The 19,973-nt window shown below is 52.5% G+C and carries 16 protein-coding genes, 1 tRNA gene and 1 pseudogene; 12 read left to right on the plus strand and 6 right to left on the minus strand.

Going from position 1 to position 19,973, the window contains the following annotated elements; all coding sequences use genetic code 11:
* A complete protein-coding gene (locus V7650_RS07725; RefSeq protein WP_335655674.1) occupies window positions 1-1,287 on the minus strand; it encodes a restriction endonuclease subunit S in 1,287 nt (428 codons plus the stop codon).
* Window positions 1,288-1,290: 3 nt separating this feature from the next.
* Window positions 1,291-3,681 carry a type I restriction-modification system subunit M gene (locus V7650_RS07730; RefSeq protein WP_335655675.1) on the minus strand — a complete coding sequence of 797 codons (2,391 nt, stop codon included), beginning with the start codon at window positions 3,679-3,681 and terminating at the stop codon, window positions 1,291-1,293.
* Between the two features lie 207 nt (window positions 3,682-3,888).
* Here V7650_RS07730 and V7650_RS07735 point away from each other — a divergent pair, with 207 nt between their 5' ends.
* Entirely contained in the window at window positions 3,889-4,281 is a 393-nt protein-coding gene (locus V7650_RS07735; RefSeq protein ID WP_335655676.1) for a hypothetical protein, read from the plus strand.
* A gap of 72 nt (window positions 4,282-4,353) precedes the next feature.
* Window positions 4,354-4,965, plus strand: coding sequence for a DUF4230 domain-containing protein (locus tag V7650_RS07740; RefSeq protein ID WP_335655677.1), 612 nt, complete (start codon window positions 4,354-4,356; stop codon window positions 4,963-4,965).
* A 128-nt stretch (window positions 4,966-5,093) separates the two neighbouring features.
* Here V7650_RS07740 and V7650_RS07745 read toward each other — a convergent pair whose 3' ends face one another.
* Entirely contained in the window at window positions 5,094-5,726 is a 633-nt protein-coding gene (locus V7650_RS07745) for a helix-turn-helix domain-containing protein (protein ID WP_335655678.1), read from the minus strand.
* A gap of 600 nt (window positions 5,727-6,326) precedes the next feature.
* Here V7650_RS07745 and V7650_RS07750 point away from each other — a divergent pair.
* The 5 genes from V7650_RS07750 (at window position 6,327) to V7650_RS07770 (ending at window position 12,619) form a co-directional block, all read left to right on the plus strand.
* Window positions 6,327-8,939 (plus strand): DNA-primase RepB domain-containing protein, encoded by a 2,613-nt coding sequence (locus tag V7650_RS07750; RefSeq protein WP_335655679.1) that lies wholly within the window; start codon window positions 6,327-6,329, stop codon window positions 8,937-8,939.
* Between the two features lie 207 nt (window positions 8,940-9,146).
* The gene (locus tag V7650_RS07755) at window positions 9,147-10,310 is read left to right on the plus strand and encodes a tyrosine-type recombinase/integrase (RefSeq protein ID WP_335655680.1); all 1,164 of its coding nucleotides are present in this window, start codon (window positions 9,147-9,149) and stop codon (window positions 10,308-10,310) included.
* Window positions 10,307-10,558 carry a hypothetical protein gene (locus V7650_RS07760; protein WP_335655681.1) on the plus strand — a complete coding sequence of 84 codons (252 nt, stop codon included), beginning with the start codon at window positions 10,307-10,309 and terminating at the stop codon, window positions 10,556-10,558. The genes V7650_RS07755 and V7650_RS07760 overlap by 4 nt, the downstream gene beginning before the upstream one ends.
* 318 nt (window positions 10,559-10,876) lie before the next feature.
* Window positions 10,877-11,194, plus strand: coding sequence for a hypothetical protein (locus V7650_RS07765; RefSeq protein ID WP_335655682.1), 318 nt, complete (start codon window positions 10,877-10,879; stop codon window positions 11,192-11,194).
* Between the two features lie 390 nt (window positions 11,195-11,584).
* On the plus strand, window positions 11,585-12,619 hold the full coding sequence (locus tag V7650_RS07770) for a rod shape-determining protein (protein ID WP_335655683.1): 1,035 nt from the start codon (window positions 11,585-11,587) through the stop codon (window positions 12,617-12,619).
* Window positions 12,620-12,664: 45 nt separating this feature from the next.
* Here the strand turns inward: V7650_RS07770 and V7650_RS07775 are convergent.
* The 3 genes and pseudogenes from V7650_RS07775 to V7650_RS07785 all read right to left on the minus strand — a co-directional run.
* Window positions 12,665-12,868, minus strand: a pseudogene (locus tag V7650_RS07775) (integrase core domain-containing protein); the annotation flags it as partial.
* A 127-nt stretch (window positions 12,869-12,995) separates the two neighbouring features.
* Complete coding sequence (locus V7650_RS07780) at window positions 12,996-13,229, minus strand: hypothetical protein (protein ID WP_335655684.1); 234 nt, start codon at window positions 13,227-13,229, stop codon at window positions 12,996-12,998.
* A gap of 323 nt (window positions 13,230-13,552) precedes the next feature.
* Window positions 13,553-14,452 (minus strand): alpha/beta hydrolase, encoded by a 900-nt coding sequence (locus tag V7650_RS07785; RefSeq protein ID WP_335655685.1) that lies wholly within the window; start codon window positions 14,450-14,452, stop codon window positions 13,553-13,555.
* A gap of 350 nt (window positions 14,453-14,802) precedes the next feature.
* Here V7650_RS07785 and V7650_RS07790 point away from each other — a divergent pair, with 350 nt between their 5' ends.
* The 5 genes from V7650_RS07790 (at window position 14,803) to V7650_RS07810 (ending at window position 19,912) form a co-directional block, all read left to right on the plus strand.
* Window positions 14,803-17,091, plus strand: coding sequence for a CHASE2 domain-containing protein (locus V7650_RS07790; protein WP_335655686.1), 2,289 nt, complete (start codon window positions 14,803-14,805; stop codon window positions 17,089-17,091).
* Window positions 17,092-17,177: 86 nt separating this feature from the next.
* Window positions 17,178-17,624, plus strand: coding sequence for a hypothetical protein (locus tag V7650_RS07795; protein WP_335655687.1), 447 nt, complete (start codon window positions 17,178-17,180; stop codon window positions 17,622-17,624).
* Between the two features lie 59 nt (window positions 17,625-17,683).
* Window positions 17,684-18,601: a FecR family protein gene (locus V7650_RS07800; RefSeq protein ID WP_335655688.1), complete on the plus strand. Its 918-nt coding sequence runs from the start codon at window positions 17,684-17,686 to the stop codon at window positions 18,599-18,601.
* Between the two features lie 571 nt (window positions 18,602-19,172).
* A tRNA-OTHER gene (locus V7650_RS07805) sits at window positions 19,173-19,275 on the plus strand.
* A gap of 367 nt (window positions 19,276-19,642) precedes the next feature.
* Entirely contained in the window at window positions 19,643-19,912 is a 270-nt protein-coding gene (locus V7650_RS07810) for a MerR family transcriptional regulator (protein ID WP_335655689.1), read from the plus strand.
* The last annotated feature ends 61 nt before the right edge of the window (window positions 19,913-19,973 follow it).

Genomic DNA, 19,973 nt, shown 5'->3' on the forward strand with positions numbered 1-19,973 from the left:
TTACACCACCTTGATTTTGCCAGTCACGGCGTTGTTGATCAGGGTTGCTTTGTATTCAAGCAAAGCCAAAATTTGCTTATTCATAATACTGATAGCGTCTTCCAGCTTTTCTTCTAGTTTTGAGACATCTCGTATTATGGTCGCTTGCTCATCACGGGGAGGAATTAGAATTGGCATCCGCTTAAAGTCAGCATAGCTTAAATTCTGTCTCAATCCGGTGCCAAAACGATAGATAGACTTAGAAATGTCCATAGCATGCAGATACTTATGGAAAAATTCGGCATTATAGCCATTCTTTAAGCTAAGGCATATATAAGCACTCGTAATAATCCCTCGATCCTTTGCGAGCCCTGTTCTCAAGCTTTTTTGATCATTCTGTAAATCTGTTCCGCGAATAATCACATCATCCGGGTATACGATCTGATAAGTCTCGAAAGACTCAGGCACGAGGCCTGTCATTTTGTCTAATGACTTTATGATAACCTTTCCGTAGCTTAACGAGAGGACACGCTGCTCCTGTAGGCCAACATTATTTCGTCGGTTTTCTGTAAAAGCCACAAGTCCGGGTTTAACCTCCCAATGCATAGGGATTTGGCCGATCCAATCGACGCCGCTGTCTTTCATTGGGGCATTAGGGTTTAAACCATTGGTGACGGCATTCTGGATGACGATTTGCTTGCGCTCCTTCAGCAGCGCAATCTGCCGCTCCTTAATCGCAATCGCCTTATCAATCTTAGCCGCCTTTTCGTTGAGGAAGCGGACGATGGTGTTCTGTGTGTCGATAGGCGGGAAAGCTAAAACTAACTTCGCAAAATCTGCGAAACGGAAATCAGTTGATCTTTCGCGTATCCCTTTTGCCAATGATTTCAGATAGCCAGACAACGCTAAACTGCGCAGATAATAAGCGTAAAAATAAGCGTTTAGCGTGTTCGAAGTTCGCTCGACACAGGCAGAATATACAGGTGTAGATTTGCCTGTGGAATCGGAAACGCCGATTGCTCCGGCAAATGCATCCATCGCGTGGATTACCAAGTCACCCTCATGGATTCTTTGGTACCCATGCTCCTTAAGGGCGTTGGTAAAGCCATCGGTCCGCCGATTGCTGCGTAGCGTGACCTCGCCGTCTCGAAAGCAGGTTACAATTCCATCATCAGGGTGAACGGTTCGATCCGCTCTCAGGAACAACCATTTGGCCTTCTCGACAGCCCACTCTGAAGGAAGTGTTTGTGCCCAATCAGCGCCGCTATCCTCATAGCTCTCATATTTCGGGATTTCATCAATTTGCATTGCTTAGTCCCCCAACAGCTTGGCAATGCTGGAAACACCTAATATGTCGGCAACCAGGCCATCCGCCCGTTGCTCCAATGCCAAAATATCAGCAGCCACATCTTCCAGCGTCCGTAGCGGCTTATGGCGATAGAAATATTTGTTGAAGCTGATTTCATAGCCGATTTTCACGCTGTCCATATTGATCCAGGCCTCGCCCACATGCAGCTTTACCTCGGACAGAAAATAGCGGTGAATGTCATCGGCCAGCGGTACGCTCTCGCTATCGCGCAGCTCGCTGGACGGTTCATAAGTCTGAAATTCGCCTTTGCCGGTGGCATAGTAGCCAAAGTCCGCCAGATCGGCCTCTTCACAGCCAAGATGCTTAAGCATTTCGTCGAGCTTGTCACCAGATAGCTTAATGGCCTTCTTGAGGACGATTTCCGCGCTCTCGTCATACCAGCTGACGGCATTCAGAATCGCCTTCTTTTCGGTCGCTGAAAGCGTCAGCTTTGCGGCTTTGATTGCAGCATCGACATCGCGCTTGAACAGATTGAAATCGCGAAATTGCGCGGTGCCAATGACGGCCATCAGAGTTGCACCGGCATCATGCAGGTCGCGCAGCTTTTCCCAATATCTCGTACTCGTCAGCTTGGTCTTGTTCTTGGTGTTGAGAGAAATCTCATTGTCCTCGCACCATTGCACAATCGTTTTAGCATGCTCCTTCAACCAGCCGGTTTGATAGACGCTATCGCCATGCTCTCCATAAAAATGCTCCATCGGCGGAGACAGGGCTTTGTCGAACCGCAAGGGGGCAAGGCGTTCGGCACTGAACTGCGCCATCCTCCTGTCGGGGCGCTCAATCGTGACCTTGTGATAGCCAAAATCTTCACTGTCGAATATCTGTGCCGCGATACCAACGGGATCGTTGTTGGGATCGACTTCGCGCTCAATTGGCTTGAAGGCCAGAAAAGCCTCGGTAATTTCCTTGATATTATGAGGTGCGAGATCACAGTTCTTTTCGCCTAAATTCTTGCGCCGCTTCTCAAACAACAGACTGGCATCAATCAACTGGACCTTGCCATGCCGTTCGGCTGGTTTCGCATTGCTGAGCAGCCAAATGTAAGTAGTTATGCCTGTATTGTAGAACAGATTGTTAGGCAGCTGAATGATCGTATCGAGCATATCATTCTCGATAATATAGCGACGAATATTGCTTTCGCCGCCGCCAGCGTCACCGGTGAACAGGCTGGAGCCATTGTGCACCGAGGCGACGCGCGAGCCGATGGCGCTGTCCTTGGTCGACTTCATTTTGGTGATCATTTCCATAAGGAACAGGAGCTGGCCATCGCTGGAGCGCGGGGTAGCATCAACGGTGCCTTTCTCGCCCCAATAGTCCGTCAACTCTACCTCAAACCGGCTATCAATGACGTCCTTGCCGTCTTTGATGTATTTCTGCTCACTGGCCCAGCTTTTGCCATAGGGCGGGTTGGACAGCATGAAGTCAAAGCGCTTACCGGCAAATTCATCCGTAGATAGTGTGGACCCGACACGGATATTCTCAGGGTCGTTGCCCTTAATCATCATGTCGGACTTACAAATGGCGTACGTCTCGTCGTTAATCTCTTTGCCATATAGATAGACATCACCCGTTGCGCGGATTTGGCCTTCAACGTCTTTGATGAAGTTCTGCGATTCCGTCAGCATGCCGCCACTGCCACAAGCAGGATCGTAGATGGTCATCACTGGAGGCAACCGATCCTTAATGGGATCGAAGATCAGGTGCGTCATCAGCTGGATCACTTCACGCGGGGTGAAATGCTCGCCAGCTTCTTCATTATTCTCTTCGTTGAATTTGCGGATCAGCTCTTCAAAAACATAGCCCATGCCCAAGTTGGTCAGCGGCCCAAGCTTCTTGCCGTCCGGGTCTTCGCCAGCGTTAGGCGACAGGTTGATGTAGGGCGAAACGAACTTCTCTAGAACGTCGAGAAGCACGTCTTTAGCCGCCATGTGCCGGATCTGATCCCTCAGCTTGAAGCGTTCGATGATCTCTTTCACATTGTCGCTGTAGCCATTCAGATAGTCTTCGACATTGGCCAACAGGATTTGTTGATTGTTGGTGGCAGTGCTGTGCAGCTGCTTCAGCGTCCATTTGCTAGTATTGTAAAAGACATGGCCTGACGCCGCCATTAGAGGGGCATCATCGTGCTCGGTTGCGGCCATTTCGTCTTTCTGGAAAGCCACCTCCGCCAGTACCGCTTCCTTTGTCGGCTCCAAAAGGGTGTCGAGGCGGCGTAGCACCACCATAGGCAGAATGACGTCTCTGTACTTGCCACGAACGTACACATCGCGAAGGCAGTCATCAGCAATCGACCAGATAAACGAAACAAGTTTGTTATGCGCCGCTTGATCCATTGTTATCCCATGCAAAATAATGAGTTGGTACGACTAACAGGAGCAACAGTTATAGCAATAAGAACCCGCGGTATTGCAGTGAATAACGGCCGGTCGCGCAAAATCGGGCATCTTACATGAGATAGGCACACCCGCCATCTCCTTTCACCAACACGGGCCTCCGGATCTATTTCCGGGGGTCTTTTTCATGCCCGAAAGGAATACACCATGATAACCCTACGCACAGCTACGGCGGTCAAAAGCACTATTTCGCTGCTTGCCGATAACCAGTTGCGAGCCTTGCTGTCAGAACGGTTCGATCAGCTGACCAGCGCCTGGGAAGGCATCGACCTGAGCGACCTGACGCACTTCCTCATCATCCAGCCTGGAGACACGACGGCGGATGCGGAACACGAACTCGGGTGGTCACTGCTGGTCAATCCTGTGGATGGTGCACGCTTCGGCGATCCCGCTTTCACCCCTTCCTGGGAATGGATCGAGGATCACGGCGGCTGGTTTGAAGCCGTGTTCATAATGAGCGATGATGGTTTCGGCATCACGTTGTTTGTCCAGGATCATCCCGAGACCGACGCCGAGCTACTGGACCTGTGCCGCAGCTGACGAACCCCCAACAAGCACCAATCGCAGCGCCCTCCAGGGCGCTTTTTTTTGCCCAATCAAAAGGAAATCAACATGGATAAACCAATCATCGCGACACTGGCCCTGACCATATTCGGGATCGGCTACTGGGTAGCACCCAAGGAACTGCTGGACGAAGAAGTGAAGCACACCGGCTTCCTGCAGATCGACACGACAAAGATCCTCGCCGCCACCGTCGAAAGCTTGAGGGCAAAAAACAGCCTAGTGGTTTGGTCGTACAAGGGCACGGTTCGGGTGCGGGCCCACCGAGAGCGGTACTGGCTACTGAACGGTACCCAGGAACTGATCGTGCCCGCCGTCGTCGACTATCGGCTGGATCTCAGCGCTCTTTCGCCCACGTACAATGAGGAAACGAAACTGGTCACGGTGCGGCTGCCCAAACTGGTTCTGTCCGATGTCGCTTTCCAGCCGGAGGAAGCCACGACCATCAACGGCGGATCGCTGAGTTACAGTGATGACACCGTGCAGGAACTGAGCAAGCTCGCGTATCGCACCGCCCGCAAAGGTATGGTGAAACAAGCACAGCAAGCAGCGATGGTGGCTGTCGCCAAAGGCCGAGCAATCGAGAATATCGAACGGCTCTTTGAAATCCCGTTGCGAGCGGCCGGGCTCCAAGCTGTCAGGGTCGTTGCCACCTTCGATTGATGGTCAAAAAAGGCAAAGCGCTCGGCGGCAAAATCCTCGGGCGCAAACCTTCCACTCAAGGAGATACGTACAGCCACTCGCGACAGGCTTGAGGACTTTAACGACCAGCCGTTTAGCGATCTAGGACCCTACCGAAAGGGCGCGCTTGTCTGCTTGCCCCTGAATTGCGACATGTCAATATTCTTGGCCGAACTTGTTCTAGGCCTCTTCCGCTTGCGTCGCTCCCTTTGTAATACGGTTTCGTAATTGGCGAAGAACCGACGAAAAAAGGGGTAGGAACCCTTAACAGCAATGAGCGATCTGCTGCTGTGTAGCGCAGCAAGCCAAAGCGTTTGTTGCTCGATCTTGCTTTGAACCGACAGCACGGTCTCAGATGGGTTCTTGCTGTTAAGGTCGGTCCGCATCGTCGAGATCATTCTCTCTATCCTGCCCAGAAGCTCTGCACACTGCGCTTCTTCGGTCCGGAAGCCAGTCAGTTGACCAATAACTGTGTCGGCAATGTCATGAAATTCGCGCCCATCTTCGGTGAGCGCAACATTAATACCGGGATCCTCTGGGTCGGAGTTCATCCCCGGAACAATCAATGCTTTGCCTGACCAAGTCTGCAGCGCCTTCATATAGCGGCTGACCGTTGACTGGTCGATACTCATATTTCGCGCAGCCTCCGAGATGTTCTCAGCGTTGGCAACCTCAATGAATGTTTCCAGCCAAACCAGTCGCAACGATTCGATTCGCAAAGAAGACAATGTCCGTCCTTTCAATTTAAAAAATGCTCTTAGCAGCCCTGCTTTTGCTCGTCATGCAGTTACTGCATTCAGTTAGAGCTTGAATAGTAAGTAATTGATTTACAGCAACAATATGCAACGTAAAGCGGCCCATGCCAGAGAAAAATCACTCTCGGCATAAAACGAGGAACGCCTAATATGACTTATAAAAACAGACTGCTAATCCCCCCGCCGCAACCGACTGCTGATAATGGCGACAAGCATACGTCAGAAAATCCCAGCATCAGCAAAAGTAGAATTTGGAAGCTGCGGTTACCTTCAAAAATCGCCAGCCTTACCCGCACTTATTACTACCACGATAAAACTTTGAGTCGTTCGCGCACTGCGTTCATGTCGACGCGGAAAGCTAGCATTAGCATCCGCTCAATGACGCTCACGAGCGAAATCGGCCGCCTCCACATTGTAATCCTTCAATTCGATCTGGTTGGCAAAGCGGCCCGGTTTCATTGCAGATTTACACAAGCCTCCTTCACCCTGCGAGCAACTTCTCAGCGATAGCAAACACCAGTTGTTGTCTGAGGCGTAATTCCCACAAACGATCTCAGGCGGCAGCCTTTTAATTAAGGACCGTAAAACATGAAAACCTCAAAATCGAATAGCAAAACACTTTCCGCCGGCTCCATCCGCCTCAAAAATCGCCCGAGGAAGAGCGGCGAAAGTGGTGAAAATTCCGCCACGCCGCCGGTTTCGCCACCTTTACCCGAGCCGTCCAGCGACCCAGCGCGGCCGGACACAAACGCGCAGTTCATTTCCGCGATTTCCCCTTCTCTCGACGATGGTGAACTGGTGGCAGTTTGCTCGAAAACGGGCGATCCAACGGACGGCGGCTGGACAGCAAAACCGGCCGATAACGTCAATCAGGCCTGCCCGCCGACGGCCAACAACTACTTCAATTGCTCGACATTTCGATCGGCTGAAGGTGGCAGGTTACGAGCGAAAAAGGAGTTTTTCACGAACTATCACACGCTCGTCCTGGACGACGTGGGCACGAAAGTTCCAATCGCTGCCTTGGAGAACTTCCCTCCGACTTATTCAGTATTAACCAGTCCGGGAAACTATCAATACGGCTACGTTTTAAACGAGCCGATTGCAGATGAAAACGTGGTTGCCGCTCTGCAGGAATCTGTGTCGGCGGCGGGTCTTGGTGATCCAGGAGCCTTTGGGTTAGCCAGATGGGGACGGTTACCTTTCGCCGTGAACGGGAAACCTAAATATCAAAACGACGGTGAAGGTCTCTTCCAATGCCAGTTGGATAAATGGTCACCAGAAAAACGATTTAGCTTGGACGCACTCTACGAAGGGCTCGGACTGCTGAACGTTCCGGCAACGCCGGGGCATGTGATCTCGGTTCCAGCGGCAACTAGGCGGCAACCCGCTGGACTATCACACGCAGTTTTCCAACCGGCCCTGGATGAAAACCCAGTGGTGACCGCATTGAAAGCGCGCGGCCTTTATAAGGGCGAGATAAGTCCGGGGGTCCACGACGTTACGTGTCCCTGGTTTACTGAACATACCGATCAGATCGACAGCGGTTCGGTCCATTTTGAACCGAGCGCGGCTTTCCCTTTGGGCGGCTTCAAATGTCATCATTCGCACGGCGAGGGATTGAGCATCAGTGATCTCTCGTCCTACGTTGATGTCGATCCAGCTTCGGCGCGCAACCGGCCGCAAATTCGGGTGGAGGCGGGAGCGATCGATCAGGTCGTGAAAGCATGCGACTATGTATTGTCGGGTACCGGCAGGATATTTCAGTCGGGAGGCGTGATCGTCATACTGCGCCAATCGGGTGACGGCGGTGATTACCGGATGGAACCGGCCTCCTCTGCCGAGCTGACAATGGCGCTGGCGGGCGCATGCTCGTTTACAACTTTCGTCCGCAAGGAAAAAGAATGGCGGCCTTGCGATCCGACCGAGCGCGTTGTTCGTACCCTGTTGGGTGCTTCAAAATATAGCTTTTTGCCAAACATTGTGGCCATAGCCCGGCACCCTTTTTACCGGCCGGGGGATGGGTCGTTGGTCACGGCACCGGGACATGATGAAAAATCCGGCATCTACGGGGCTTTCGAAGGGGATCAGGTTGTTATTCCCGGCACATCCCGTGAAGATGCCGAAGCCGCACTCGCGAAGCTTAAAGATCTGTTCTGTGAATTTGTGTTTGAAACTCTGACGGACCAGGCAGCCGCACTTTCTGCAGTCATCACGGCCACGGTCAGGACGTATCTGCCCGTCGCTCCTGCCTATTTAACGACGGCGCCTGAAAGCGGGGATGGAAAGAGCTATCTCAACAGCGTGATCGTGGGTTTCGCTGGCGGTGAATCGGCGAAGGCGAGTTTTCCTTTGGATGCCGCTGAAGCGACCAAATCGGTGCTTGCTCTCCTGATATCATCCCCGCCGTGCATTGAATATGATGATATGATTTCGAACTTCAAACCGCACGCAATCTTGAATCGCGCGCTGACGAGCGAGGCTATTACCGACCGTATTCTTGGGATGAGTAAAACCGCCACGGTCTCCACCCGAGTGTTTATCATCGGATCGGGGATCAACGTAGAACCGGAACGGGACATGAAAAGAAGGGTGATCACTATCCAGCTGGCGTCCCGGTCGGCGGAACGGATCAGCACCAGCTTTACCGGCAACCCGGCTGCATTGGTGCGGGAGAAACGCATGGAAATGGTCAGTGCGGTGCTCACTATCATCGAAGCCTGGAAGGCCGCCGGAACACCAAGGTCGAAGGTTCCGCCGATCGCCAGCTACAATGGAGAATGGGCTGATTGTTGCCGCCATCCTTTGATTTGGCTCGGCGAGCCCGATCCAGCGCAGTCCCTCTTTGACCAAGTGGAAGACGATAGTGACGGGGAGAAGCTCGGGTTTCTTCTCGAGGCTTGGCACAAGGTGTTCGGCAGTACGCCCAAGACCGTTCGCCAAGTTGCGGAATTGGCGGACCACCGAAATCCGGAATTGCGGGAAGCGTTGGAAGATCTGCCGATTATGAACGGTGAAAAGATCAACAACAACAAGCTTGGTTGGTACATTTCCAAACATGCCAAACGCTATGTCGGCGGACTGAGGTTTGTGGCGGGCCGCGCCGACGGCCGCCTCGCCTGGATGGCGGAAAAAGTGGTGAAAGCGGAGGCTGCGGAAACGCCGGTTTCGCCGGATGACCTCGAGCCGGGACCGCGCGGATAGTCACCCTGCCCAGTTTGCGCCGTTTCGTCGCCGACGATGCCCACCCATCGGACGCCTCGAAGCGGCGCAGACAGCCCGGCGCTTGCCCGCATTTGCCTAAATTCGAAGCCGGGAGGTCCGCCGCGGCCGCCCCGGCACCCCAACCCCTACGCGTGTCCGGCCGCCCTCTGCGGTTCGGGTTTATCGCAACCAAGAAAGGAAATCATCATGCCTAAAGAGAAATTGACCAGCCAGTTCGTGAACCTGATTTACTGCGATCCCGGCAAGTCGAAGGAAGAGTTTTTCGACACAGAGATCAAAGGCTTCACCGTCGAGGTGAGGCCGTCTGGAAATCGGACATTCTATCTCCGCTACACCGATCAGAGCGGAAAGCAGAAGCAATATAGGATAGGCCGCTACGGCGATATCAGCTTCGACCAGGCCCGCAAAAAGGCCAGGGAGTTGAAAGCCGCCATTGTCCTGGGCGTCGGCGATCCATCTCAGGCGAAGGCTGAAGCCAAGGCCGTCATAACCTATGGCGAGCTGGCCATACAGCACCTCGCTCACGCCAAGACCTATCAGAGGGCTTACGACACGACCCGCATGTATGTTCAGCGGCACATCGTTCCTCGCTGGGGGAAGATGCGGCTGTCCGACATAGGGCAACGGGATATCGCCAAATGGTTGTCGGAAAAGGACCGCGAAGGACTTGCTCCCGCGACGGTTGAAAAGATCAAGGCGACCCTCAGCCGGTCCTTCGAGCTTGCGCTTCAATGGCAGCTCGCCGGGGTCACCGTCAATCCGGTGCGCGGTATCAAGCGGGCCAAATTCAACAACTCTCGAAATCGCTTCCTGTCGCCGGAAGAAGTAAAAAGGTTGTTGCTCGCTTGCGGCGCATCGAAGAACACCCAGCTTCGCTCCATCATCAGTTTATTGCTGCTGACCGGAGCCAGGGTGTCGGAATTGCTCAATGCGGAATGGCGGCACGTTGATGTGGATAGAAAGCATTGGCTAATACCAATGTCGAAAACCGGCAAGCATCGACACGTGCCGCTTTCGCAGGCGGCATTGGACATCATCGAAGAACTGCCTCGGTTCGATGACTGTCCATATCTGGTGCCCAACCCTCAAACATTAAAACCCTTCACAGAAATGAAGAGGGCTTGGGACACCGCAAGAACGGCGGCTGGGCTTGGCGATGTCAGGATCCATGACTTACGGCATTCCGCCGCGAGCTTCATGATCAATGCTGGCATCGATTTGTTCGCGGTCGGCAGGGTGCTCGGTCATGCCGATCACCAATCGACCATGCGCTACGCCCATCTCGCCAATGACACACTCCTTGCAGCCGTCGAGGCAGGCGCCGCAGAAATGAAAGGTAAAACACTATGAATAGCTTGAACAAATTGTATGACTTCCTTGTAGAGTGCGGATGTGACAAGCACGACAAGGTTATTACCTTGATTAAAGCCTGTATCGAAATGGGTATTCGGCGCGGTGCCGATATCACTTCGAACCTGGCGGAATTAGGGTGTAACAAACAGCATGTAGGCATTAAGCTTTCACTGCATGGTGACGGAAGCGACGATCAGTATTGGACCGTCGATGCCGACGGGCTTTATAGCCTGGTCAAAGACTAACTTTCCAACCCCGATCTTGCATGGCGGAAGCTGTGTGAGGTCGGGTATTTTTCCATTCCCATTTTTTTCGGCTTTCCAAGGGCCAACCTTCATTCCCGAAAGCTGCCATTCCGTACGCCAATTTATCTCGCACCCGAACGGCAACAAGTGGGTGGATTGCCGTCATTTCGCTTTCGATGTACCAATCTATTGGACCGGAAATACATACACGGAGAGCCCTCCCATGCAGCACATTATTATTGATCCCGAAATCACATTTATGAAGGAACTGGATGTGGAGTTTCGAGAACAGTCTGGGCCAACCAACTGCGATCCCTGTTGACCGAGCGGATTCAACAACTCACCAACGCATTGGAAGGCATCGACCTGAGCGACCTGACGCACTTCCTCATCATCCAGGCAGGAGACACGGCAGCGGACGCGGAACACGAACTCGGCTGGTCACTGCTGGTCAACCCTGTCGACGGATCCTGCTTCGGTGATCCCGCTTTCACCCCTTCCTGGGAATGGGTCGAGGATCACGGTGGCTGGTTCGAAGCCGTCTACATCATCAGCGATGACGGGTTCGGTATCAGTCTGTTCGTCCAAGACCATCCAGCTACCGATCCCGAACTGCTGGCCCTGTGCCGAACCTGACTAGCCATCCACCAATACCAATCGCAGCGTCCCTGAGGCGCTTTTTTTTTGCCGAAAATTCAAAGGAAACATATATGAACAGGTCAATAGTTGGCGTTCTCGCCGCAACGCATCTCGCTACATTTGTTGTCGGTTAACGGCAGCAACTGGGTGGTTAGTTGACCGTCCGGTTTTGGATTCCAACGGCGAAAAGCGGACGTCCGCCATCATCTGATGTAGTCGCTACATTCGTTGCGGAACCAAATTGTTCAGCATAGCAAATCATAACGAATGGAAAGATTGTGGCGCTGATGGCCGTACAGTAAAGGTTCATCGGGCCACTTCCACGTAATCTATGCAATCATGTCACATTGGCAATTTGGTCTCCCTTTTTGAAGTCATCCCTGTTTTATGCGTAGTATTTTCAAACTCCAGTCGCTCGATTTGGCGATTGATCTAGGTACGGCCAATACGCTCGTCTATGTGCGGGATCGCGGGATCGTACTCAACGAGCCTTCTGTCGTCGCACTGGAAACCATTGACGGCGTGACCAAGGTGTTCGCGGTTGGAAGCGAAGCCAAGCTGATGATGGGCAAAACACCAAGCAATATTAAAGTCATTCGCCCGCTGAGAGACGGGGTCATCGCCGATCTTGATGTGGCGGAACAGATGATCAAACATTTCATTCATAAAGCGCACGGGCAAAAGACTGGGATGCTGCGGCGTTTCGATATTGTGGTTTGCATTCCCTCCGGCTCGACCAACGTTGAGCGCCGCGCCATTCGCGATGCAGCTTCGAATGCGGGCGGATCGCGGATATTTTTTATCGACGAACCTATGGCCGCTGCCATTGGTGCAGGGATCCCGATAACCCAACCTATCGGCGCGATGGTGGTCGATATTGGCGGGGGTACGACCGAGGTTGCCATATTATCGCTTCAAGGGCTGGCTTACAGCGCGTCAGAACGTATCGGGGGAGACAGGATTGACGATGCCATCACTTCCCATATCCGCCGCAAGCATAATCTGGCCATCGGTGAAACCACCGCAGAAAGGGTCAAGCATGAAATTGCCAGCGCGGTAAGTCCATCGGGCGACGGACAGGTCAGGCATATCAAGGGTCGCGACCTTGTAACGGGCATGCCAAGAAAAATTGCCGTCACCGAAGCGGAAATCGCCGAAGCCATTGCTGAGCCGGTCGCTCAGATAAGCGATGCCGTGCTTAGTGCATTGGAGAATATCAAGCCGGAACTGGCAGCAGATATCATGGACCAAGGTATAGTGTTGACCGGCGGCGGCGCTTTGTTGGGCCGGATTGACGAACATATTGCCGAAAAAACCGGACTGGCAGTCACCATCGCGGATGATCCGCTTACCTGTGTCGCCAACGGCGCGGGTCGGGCACTGGAAGACCCGCTTTATGCCAATGTGCTGGTCCCAGCATAACGCTGTCCGCTATCCCGTCCAATGCCTAACTTAGTTTCGACGCGCTCATTCCTCCTGCACCGTTCGAAAGCGAACCGCGCGATCAACAAAATCGTTTAAGTTAGAGTTCCGGCGGTTAAGGTCGCCCTGCTGGGCGGCCCGGAGCGTAGCGTAGGGCAGACCAGCAGGGCGAGGCAAGATAGTTTCTGGAGCTGGCGGCTTGTAGCCCAGCGAGCTGTGCGGGCGGAGTGTGTTGTAATGCTGGCGCCAGCATCAGTTCTGACGACTTCGAGTTTTTCAACAGAATAGGGTGGTTAGCGGTCATTGACATGTGCCACCCAGAGTGCGAGTTTGAAGTGTGAAGTCCTTCAGCTCATTCCTTGTGCTTGCCACGGCGTTAGTGCTGACTGGGTGCACCCATGCGCGTCAGCCCAACTGCCACGCTCCGGTTAATGCCAAGGCCGAGATCAACCGGACCATCCATGATTTCTTCGATGCGCTTCGCAAGGATGATGAGGCGTCCTTCAAACGCCTTACTACCGACTCCTTTTACTCGTTCGATGGTGGCAAGCGTTTTGAAAGGACGGAGCTTGTGGATGTAGTTCGAAGCGCTCACGCTCAGGGTGTGCAAATCAATTGGTCGATAGGCCCGATAGATACAAAACTGAGCTGCGATGTGGCGTGGTCCGCATGGGAAAATGTTGGCAGCGCCGGGATTCCACCCGACCTTCAGCCGGTTCGCTGGCTTGAGTCAGCTGTAATCGTTCGCGAGAACGGGAGCTGGAAAGTCGACTTCTTTCATTCGCAGCGGGGGGCCAAGTAATTAGGAAAATACCAACTGCCGACCGCTCCTGAGACTTTTCCAGACCTGCCGCTTTTATGTCCGACACAATCAGTCCAAACGGCAACAAGTGGGTGGCTAGCGGAAGGTCGGCTTCTGGAGCAGCCGCCTCGTTACCGCTGCTTCTCTATTCCGCCAAATGTAAGGATCAGTTCTTTTACGACGCGCCATTCCGATGAGCCCGGGGCGATTGGTTCAAAATGACCGCTGTCGCCAAAGACCCTCACATCGACCTTATCACCTGCCTCAGTTGCTGTAGCCCGATAGGTTTCTGCAACTTCCGGCGACAAAACCAAGGAGGACGAGATAAGCCCCTGACGGACGCCAAGCGGGAGCCGGGCCGCTGGCGAGGCTTCCGAAAAACGGCTCGGATAGGTGTCAATTGATCCTCCAATAAGGGGCTCGATTACGGGCTTGCCGCAGATTGTTGCATCAAGCCCCACAAACGGACCCAGGTCGCCTGGTCCGTCAATTGCCACGACTGCTTTTACTGGCAGCGGATCTTCTCCGCGAACCTCGCTTTCGACTGGAAGCCGTGAGCGTGAGGCCACAAACAGTGCGGCATGGGCTCCAGCCGAGTGCCCCACTACCGTTACGTTAGAGAGATCAAGCCCATTGTCTTTGGCAAGGGTCCGCAAATGATCTGTCGCATTTCCCCAGTCTAGGAACGTTCCAGGCCAGCCAGCACCAGCACTTCCAACCTGTCGATATTCGATGTTCCATGTGGCAAATCCTGCCGATCTCAGATCACTGGCTATCGGCGCCGTATTTTGTTTCGTTGCATAGCCATCGGTCCAGCAGCCACCGTGAATAATTACCACAACTGGAAACGGGCCCTCCCCTGCCGGCAGGCGTAACTCGCCGAATTGGAGTGGGTCAGTCCCATAATTGCTTATTACATTGGGCTCAGTGGCGGGAAGGGCATCGACTTCGCGCGGGCTAATATTTTGGGCTATCACTAAATTAGACGGGAGGAAGGCCGCGGCGCAAAGCGCCAATCCGAATTTGCGCATCGGTTTCCCTTCTCGGCAGGATTTAGGCCTCGGTATATACGCTAAGGAAGCGGCGTCAATGGGGTCGGTTGCCGAACAGCCGCTTTTATTCTCAATCCAATCTGTTCGAATGACCGCAAATGGGTGGTTTTGCGACTGTCCGCTTTCAATGAGAAAATGATAGGAAGCTGACCTTGCAATTTCTCGTCGTGGGACGGTGCAAAACCTGTTGCTGATGAGGGGTTAGATCACAGGCCCTCCAGAGCATGAGGAGTCAAGGTCGTCTAAGCTGTCATCAGAACACGGTTAGCCACTCCCCTTGACCTTTCCTGCTAATCGATACATTCCAGCCGTTCGGCTCGAGCTCTGATATGATAGAGAGCATACGGCTTGGCTGGTTTGGGGGAAGCACATTGTTCAGCTCGAAGTTTCCACCCCTGTGGCTTAGTCGCAATATCCAGACAATAGCTGGTTTGTTGGCAATCGGGATTCTTGCCATTGCCCAAACCGTGCCTGTACCGCTCCTCACCTCCACACTTAACCGTTTTGGCCTTTCGATATTTGATAGCTACCAACGGCTTAGTCCTCGCATATATCAGGACGCGGCCGTGCGCGTTGTGGATATTGATGACGAGACAATCCGCCAATATGGTCAATGGCCGTGGCCACGAACCGATCTGGCGCGCCTCACCCTTGCTCTTGGTCAAGCGGGAGCTGCAGCCGTTGCTTTTGATATTGTGTTTTCCGAAGAAGATCGGACATCACCTTTACAATTGGCGGATCGCTTTGCCAGCACCGACCCAAGCATAGCTGACGCACTTCGTACGCTGCCTGACAACGATGGGCAATTTAGTCAGGTTATCGCCGCGATTCCTACGGTCACAGGTTATTTTTTGACTAATGAGAAAGAGGGGCAGCAAGCAGTTCCCAAGGCTGGCATAGTTGTTTCTGGCACTACCCCCAATTCCGTGGTGGATTATCGCAACGCCGTGTTAAATCTACCGCAACTGGAAGCAGCAGCAGCGGGTAGCGGGTTTCTGAGCATAAGGGCCGACGCAGATTCGGTTATTCGGCGCGTACCGCTGATTGCTCGGCAGGGAAAAACGCTGTTACCGTCGCTTTCGCTGGATGCATTGCGAGTAGCGCTGCAGGCGGAATCGGTTGTCGTCAAAACAACCGACGGCAGCGGAGAAAACGGTAATCCAGGCGATTTAGTTGCGCTTCAAATTTCGGATATCGAAGTACCGACCAGTTATGCCGGTGAACTTTGGATGCACTACACGAAGCAGGTGCCTGAGCGAGTTGTGCCTGCTTGGAAGATCCTGTCCGGCGCGCTGACAGATCAGGAAATGGGCCGCCTTTTTGGTGGCCATATTGTCTTTATTGGAACTGGCGCCATTGGTCTGCGTGATCTGCGATCGACACCGATGAGTGATGCAGTGCCGGGCGTTATGATTCATGCGGAGGCAACTGAACAGATGATCTTGAAGCAATTTCTCTACCGTCCGGATTGGGCAATTGGTCTAGAAAGGTCACTGCTAATAATATTTGGCGCGATTTTGGTACTCGCGTTACCCCGGCTGGGCGCCGCAAAAGGTGCGTTGCTTGGAGGTGCTGCAATGATTGCAATTGCCGCAGGCAGTTTTCTGGCGTTTTCGCAGTATAATTACCTTCTTAATCCAAGTTGGCCTGTGCTCGCAATCCTTGTTGCCTATGTGCTGGTAACAGTGCTCACATATTACCGCGAGGAGCGCCAGCGAGCCTATATTCACAAAGCGTTTGACCGATATCTCGCGCCTGAGCTCGTCAAGCGCATCGCCGATGACCCCAGTCAGCTAAATCTTGGCGGCGAACTGCGCCCAATGAGTGTTCTTTTTTGCGATATCCGAAGCTTTTCGAGTATTTCTGAGAACATGTCTCCGAACGAAATTATTGAATTTCTGATCGCATTTCTCACGCCGATGACGGATCTCATGTTAGATCGCAAAGCGACGATCGATAAATATATTGGCGATGCTATTTTGGCTTTTTGGAACGCTCCGCTCGATGATCCAGAACACCATCAAAATGCAGCCCGCGCCGCTTTGGAAATGGTAGCCCGCCTAAAACAACTGAATATCACGTTTCAGGGTCAGGACGATGTCCCGTGGCCCGATGAGGTTAGTATCGGGATCGGAATAAATTCTGGACCTTGCTGCGTCGGAAATATGGGATCTCAGCAGCGTCTGTCCTATTCGCTCATTGGTGACACGGTCAATCTTGCCTCCCGGCTTGAAGGTCTGACCAAATACTACGGAATTCAGATTGCGATTGGCAGTGATTTGCAGCGGCATATTTCGTCTTTTGCGACATTGGAAATTGACCGCGTCAGAGTTGTAGGGCGCGAAACGCCTGAGGTTGTTAGCGTTCTTCTTGGGGATGACAGTTTGGCGGGTCAGTCAGAATTTGTCGCTTTCCAAGCAAAGCACGGCGAAATGATGTCCGCGTATGTCGCGCAAAAATGGGATAAGGCGGAAGTTTGCCTGGGATGGTTGATAGATCATTGCGCTAAGTTCGGACTTGGCAAAACTTATGCGCACTACACCAGCCGCATTGCAGCCTTTAAGGCAAACCCACCAGGCGAAAATTGGGATGGTGTTTTTACCGCAACCGAGAAATAGAAATAATACCATCTTGACTTATAGTGCCCTCTATGACCGAATGCTAATAATGCAGGTCGCTTGCCTGTCTTGGGGGAGAAAAAGCTATGCGCTTTAATTATGCAAGATTGCTAGCCACAGTATTGGTATCGGCAATGGCCGCTGGGACGGTGCACGCACAGGTTTCGGACCAGCAGGACTCAGATGTCCAGACCGAAGATCAACAGATGGCCGGTCTTGATGCCGAAGTCTTTGATATTGAAGCTTTAGTCGATAATTCGGCTACGCCGGAATCCGCGATAAACACCGCACGATCTCAGGTAGGTGAAGGTGACGTTTCAGGCGCAGCGACAACCTTGGAACGCGCACTTATAGCTGACCCGAATTCCACCGAAGCCCGAGCATATTATATTGCTTTGATGTGCCTTCTCGACGACCAGATGGCTGCAGAATATGAACTCAAGAAACTGGCAGGTACAGCCATAGCCGATGCGGACTGGAACGATGTTGAGAAGGCCTGCGGACCGATGACACGACCGGTAGCAGCCCAGTGAGGCAAGCTATAATCAGCTCATCATCAGAGAGAAGGACACTCTTTTCTAAGGGAAATATCATGAATAGCAACATCATGCGCGCTGCCGGAATTGCGGTCTCCGTATCCCTTCTGGCCATGCCCGTTGTGGCAACCAGTCAAACCGTTGGGGTCAACTCTGCAGTTCGCAATATCGTCAAGGTAAAATCGACCAAGGCGGCAGAGGAGCGACAAGCGAAGGTGAAACAAAAGGTATCGCTGCGTAACGAGATTCGCACTGCTTCTGCCAGCATGTTGCAGGTGTTGCTGCTCGATAAATCGAGCCTTACTGTCGGCCCTAATGCGCGCTTCACTGTTGATAAATTCATATTTGATCCCAAAAGCCGGTCAAGTTCCGTTGGTGCAAATTTTGCGAAAGGCACCTTCCGCTTCCTCTCAGGAAAATCGACCCGCAATAAGCCGGGACAAACCTCGCTGACGACACCTATTTCGTCGATTGGTATCCGGGGCACGATGGTTGAGGGCGCGGTCGGCGAGGATGCCATTGCGATCATGACCCAACAAACCGGTTTTCGCCCGCCAATGAAAATGGACGCCGAAACTGCGACACTAATCGTGTTGCGCGGACCCGGCAAGCGTGCTCAAATGGGTGAAAAACCTGGCATTATCGATGTGACCGCCAATGGTACAACCGTAACCCTCGATACAGCGGGGTCCGCGGTTTTCATTCCTGGGCCGGCCGCAAATCCGAGCGATCCTTTTTCGCTAACGATGGCAGCTTATGCCATGTTTGATGCAGCGCTGCGAACAATACCCCAACCAACAGGGGCGACTGCGCGTGGTAAAAAATCTAAATCGCAAGAAACTAGCGCGAGTGACGGAACATCCAGGACTACTTTGGTCGCCCTACTCGGTGCACTTTCGATCGGCGGCCTCATCGCAGTGAGCAGCGGAAATGGTGCGTCTGATAGTGACAGTGATAGGCCCACTAGCCCCTGATTGATTTGATGAATGCCACGCTATTTTGGCCGCTTTGCAGATACCGGAAATCTGCGATTAAATCGCTTACATTATTCTTCAGATCAATTCGTTTGCAAAGTCATACGCTTGATCAGCAAGGGTTCCAGTTTTCCGCTCTCCTGATCATGCAAATGCACGAGACAAAACTGTTTTTCGACATGCGGTTGAAATCCATGGTACGAACTTTTTTGACGACGGAACTAGTGAGTTTGGAGAAAACTGGTGATGCTTATGCTGGGACGAATGGCCGCTAATGGGTTGTGGAAGGGTTCTGATAATTGACCGCTAATGGGGCGGAAGCCGCCATTGTAGCAGCTCAATAATTATTGTCCGCTATCTGGATTGACTGCCCATAACCGGCCGGTCCGCTAGTGGCCCAACTGCGGCGTCTCAATATGGCCCTTCATATAACTGCTCACCAACGCCATGGCGTCGGCCCACCGTGGGCCAAATTCGGAAATCTAATGAGCCAAAGCGTTTTCAATAGGAAAACACCCACACCGGCCGACTACGGACTATGGGAATTCCGTGGGTAAAAGCGAACACGCCAGCCAGCTTGATGGAGTAATGTATCGTAATCCTCATAAGCTGCACTTGATTGAGAAGATTTCGTAATGCGGGGGTCAGAGGTTCGAATCCTCTAAGCGGCACCACTACTCTCAGCTTAGCAAATTCAAGTTTACTGCTGAGTGTGCCCAAATCTGGGTGTACTCGTGGGTATGGCGTGGGTGGTGCTTTGGTTAGCAACTTGAGTGTTGCAAAGTACTCTTTTGAGTTTCGCCGACAGGCTAACATTGGCGTGGGCAGCGATTAGTTTATTTTTCAATTTTTGCTTGTATATATGGTGCTGCTGGAAAACCAGACCGTCAGTGTCGATTGCAACTGGTAAGCCAGCCAACCACAGGGATCGTAAATAATTTCTACTTTGATCACTAATTATCGATCTTCCTCGAGTTAGCGATGCCATTGCAAATACAAACGCTTATTGCCTATGTGCATATAGGTGCGTATACTTGATATATGAAAACCTTTAACACTCAAAACGTTGCCGATTCCGCTGGCATCCATAAGACAACATTAATTCGATGGTTGAAGCAAGGTTTAGTTCCTGAGCCAAGAAGGGATGCCAGAGGATGGCGCAAATTTGATGAGGTAGAAGCTGAGAAAGTGAAGTTATTTGCTCTTGGAAATCAGGATTTTGTAGCTGGTTATGACTCGGTGGCGCTAACAGTCTTGAAAAAATTGGACTGGAGTTTTGCTAAAGCCAAAACTAATGACGTGACCCCTTAAAACTCCTCCAGAAGTGATTAGAGTCCGGTCCAAGAAAGGACGGACGAATGAAGCGGATACG

It is taken from the genome of Parasphingorhabdus sp., assembly GCF_036964565.1.
Taxonomy (GTDB): domain Bacteria; phylum Pseudomonadota; class Alphaproteobacteria; order Sphingomonadales; family Sphingomonadaceae; genus Parasphingorhabdus.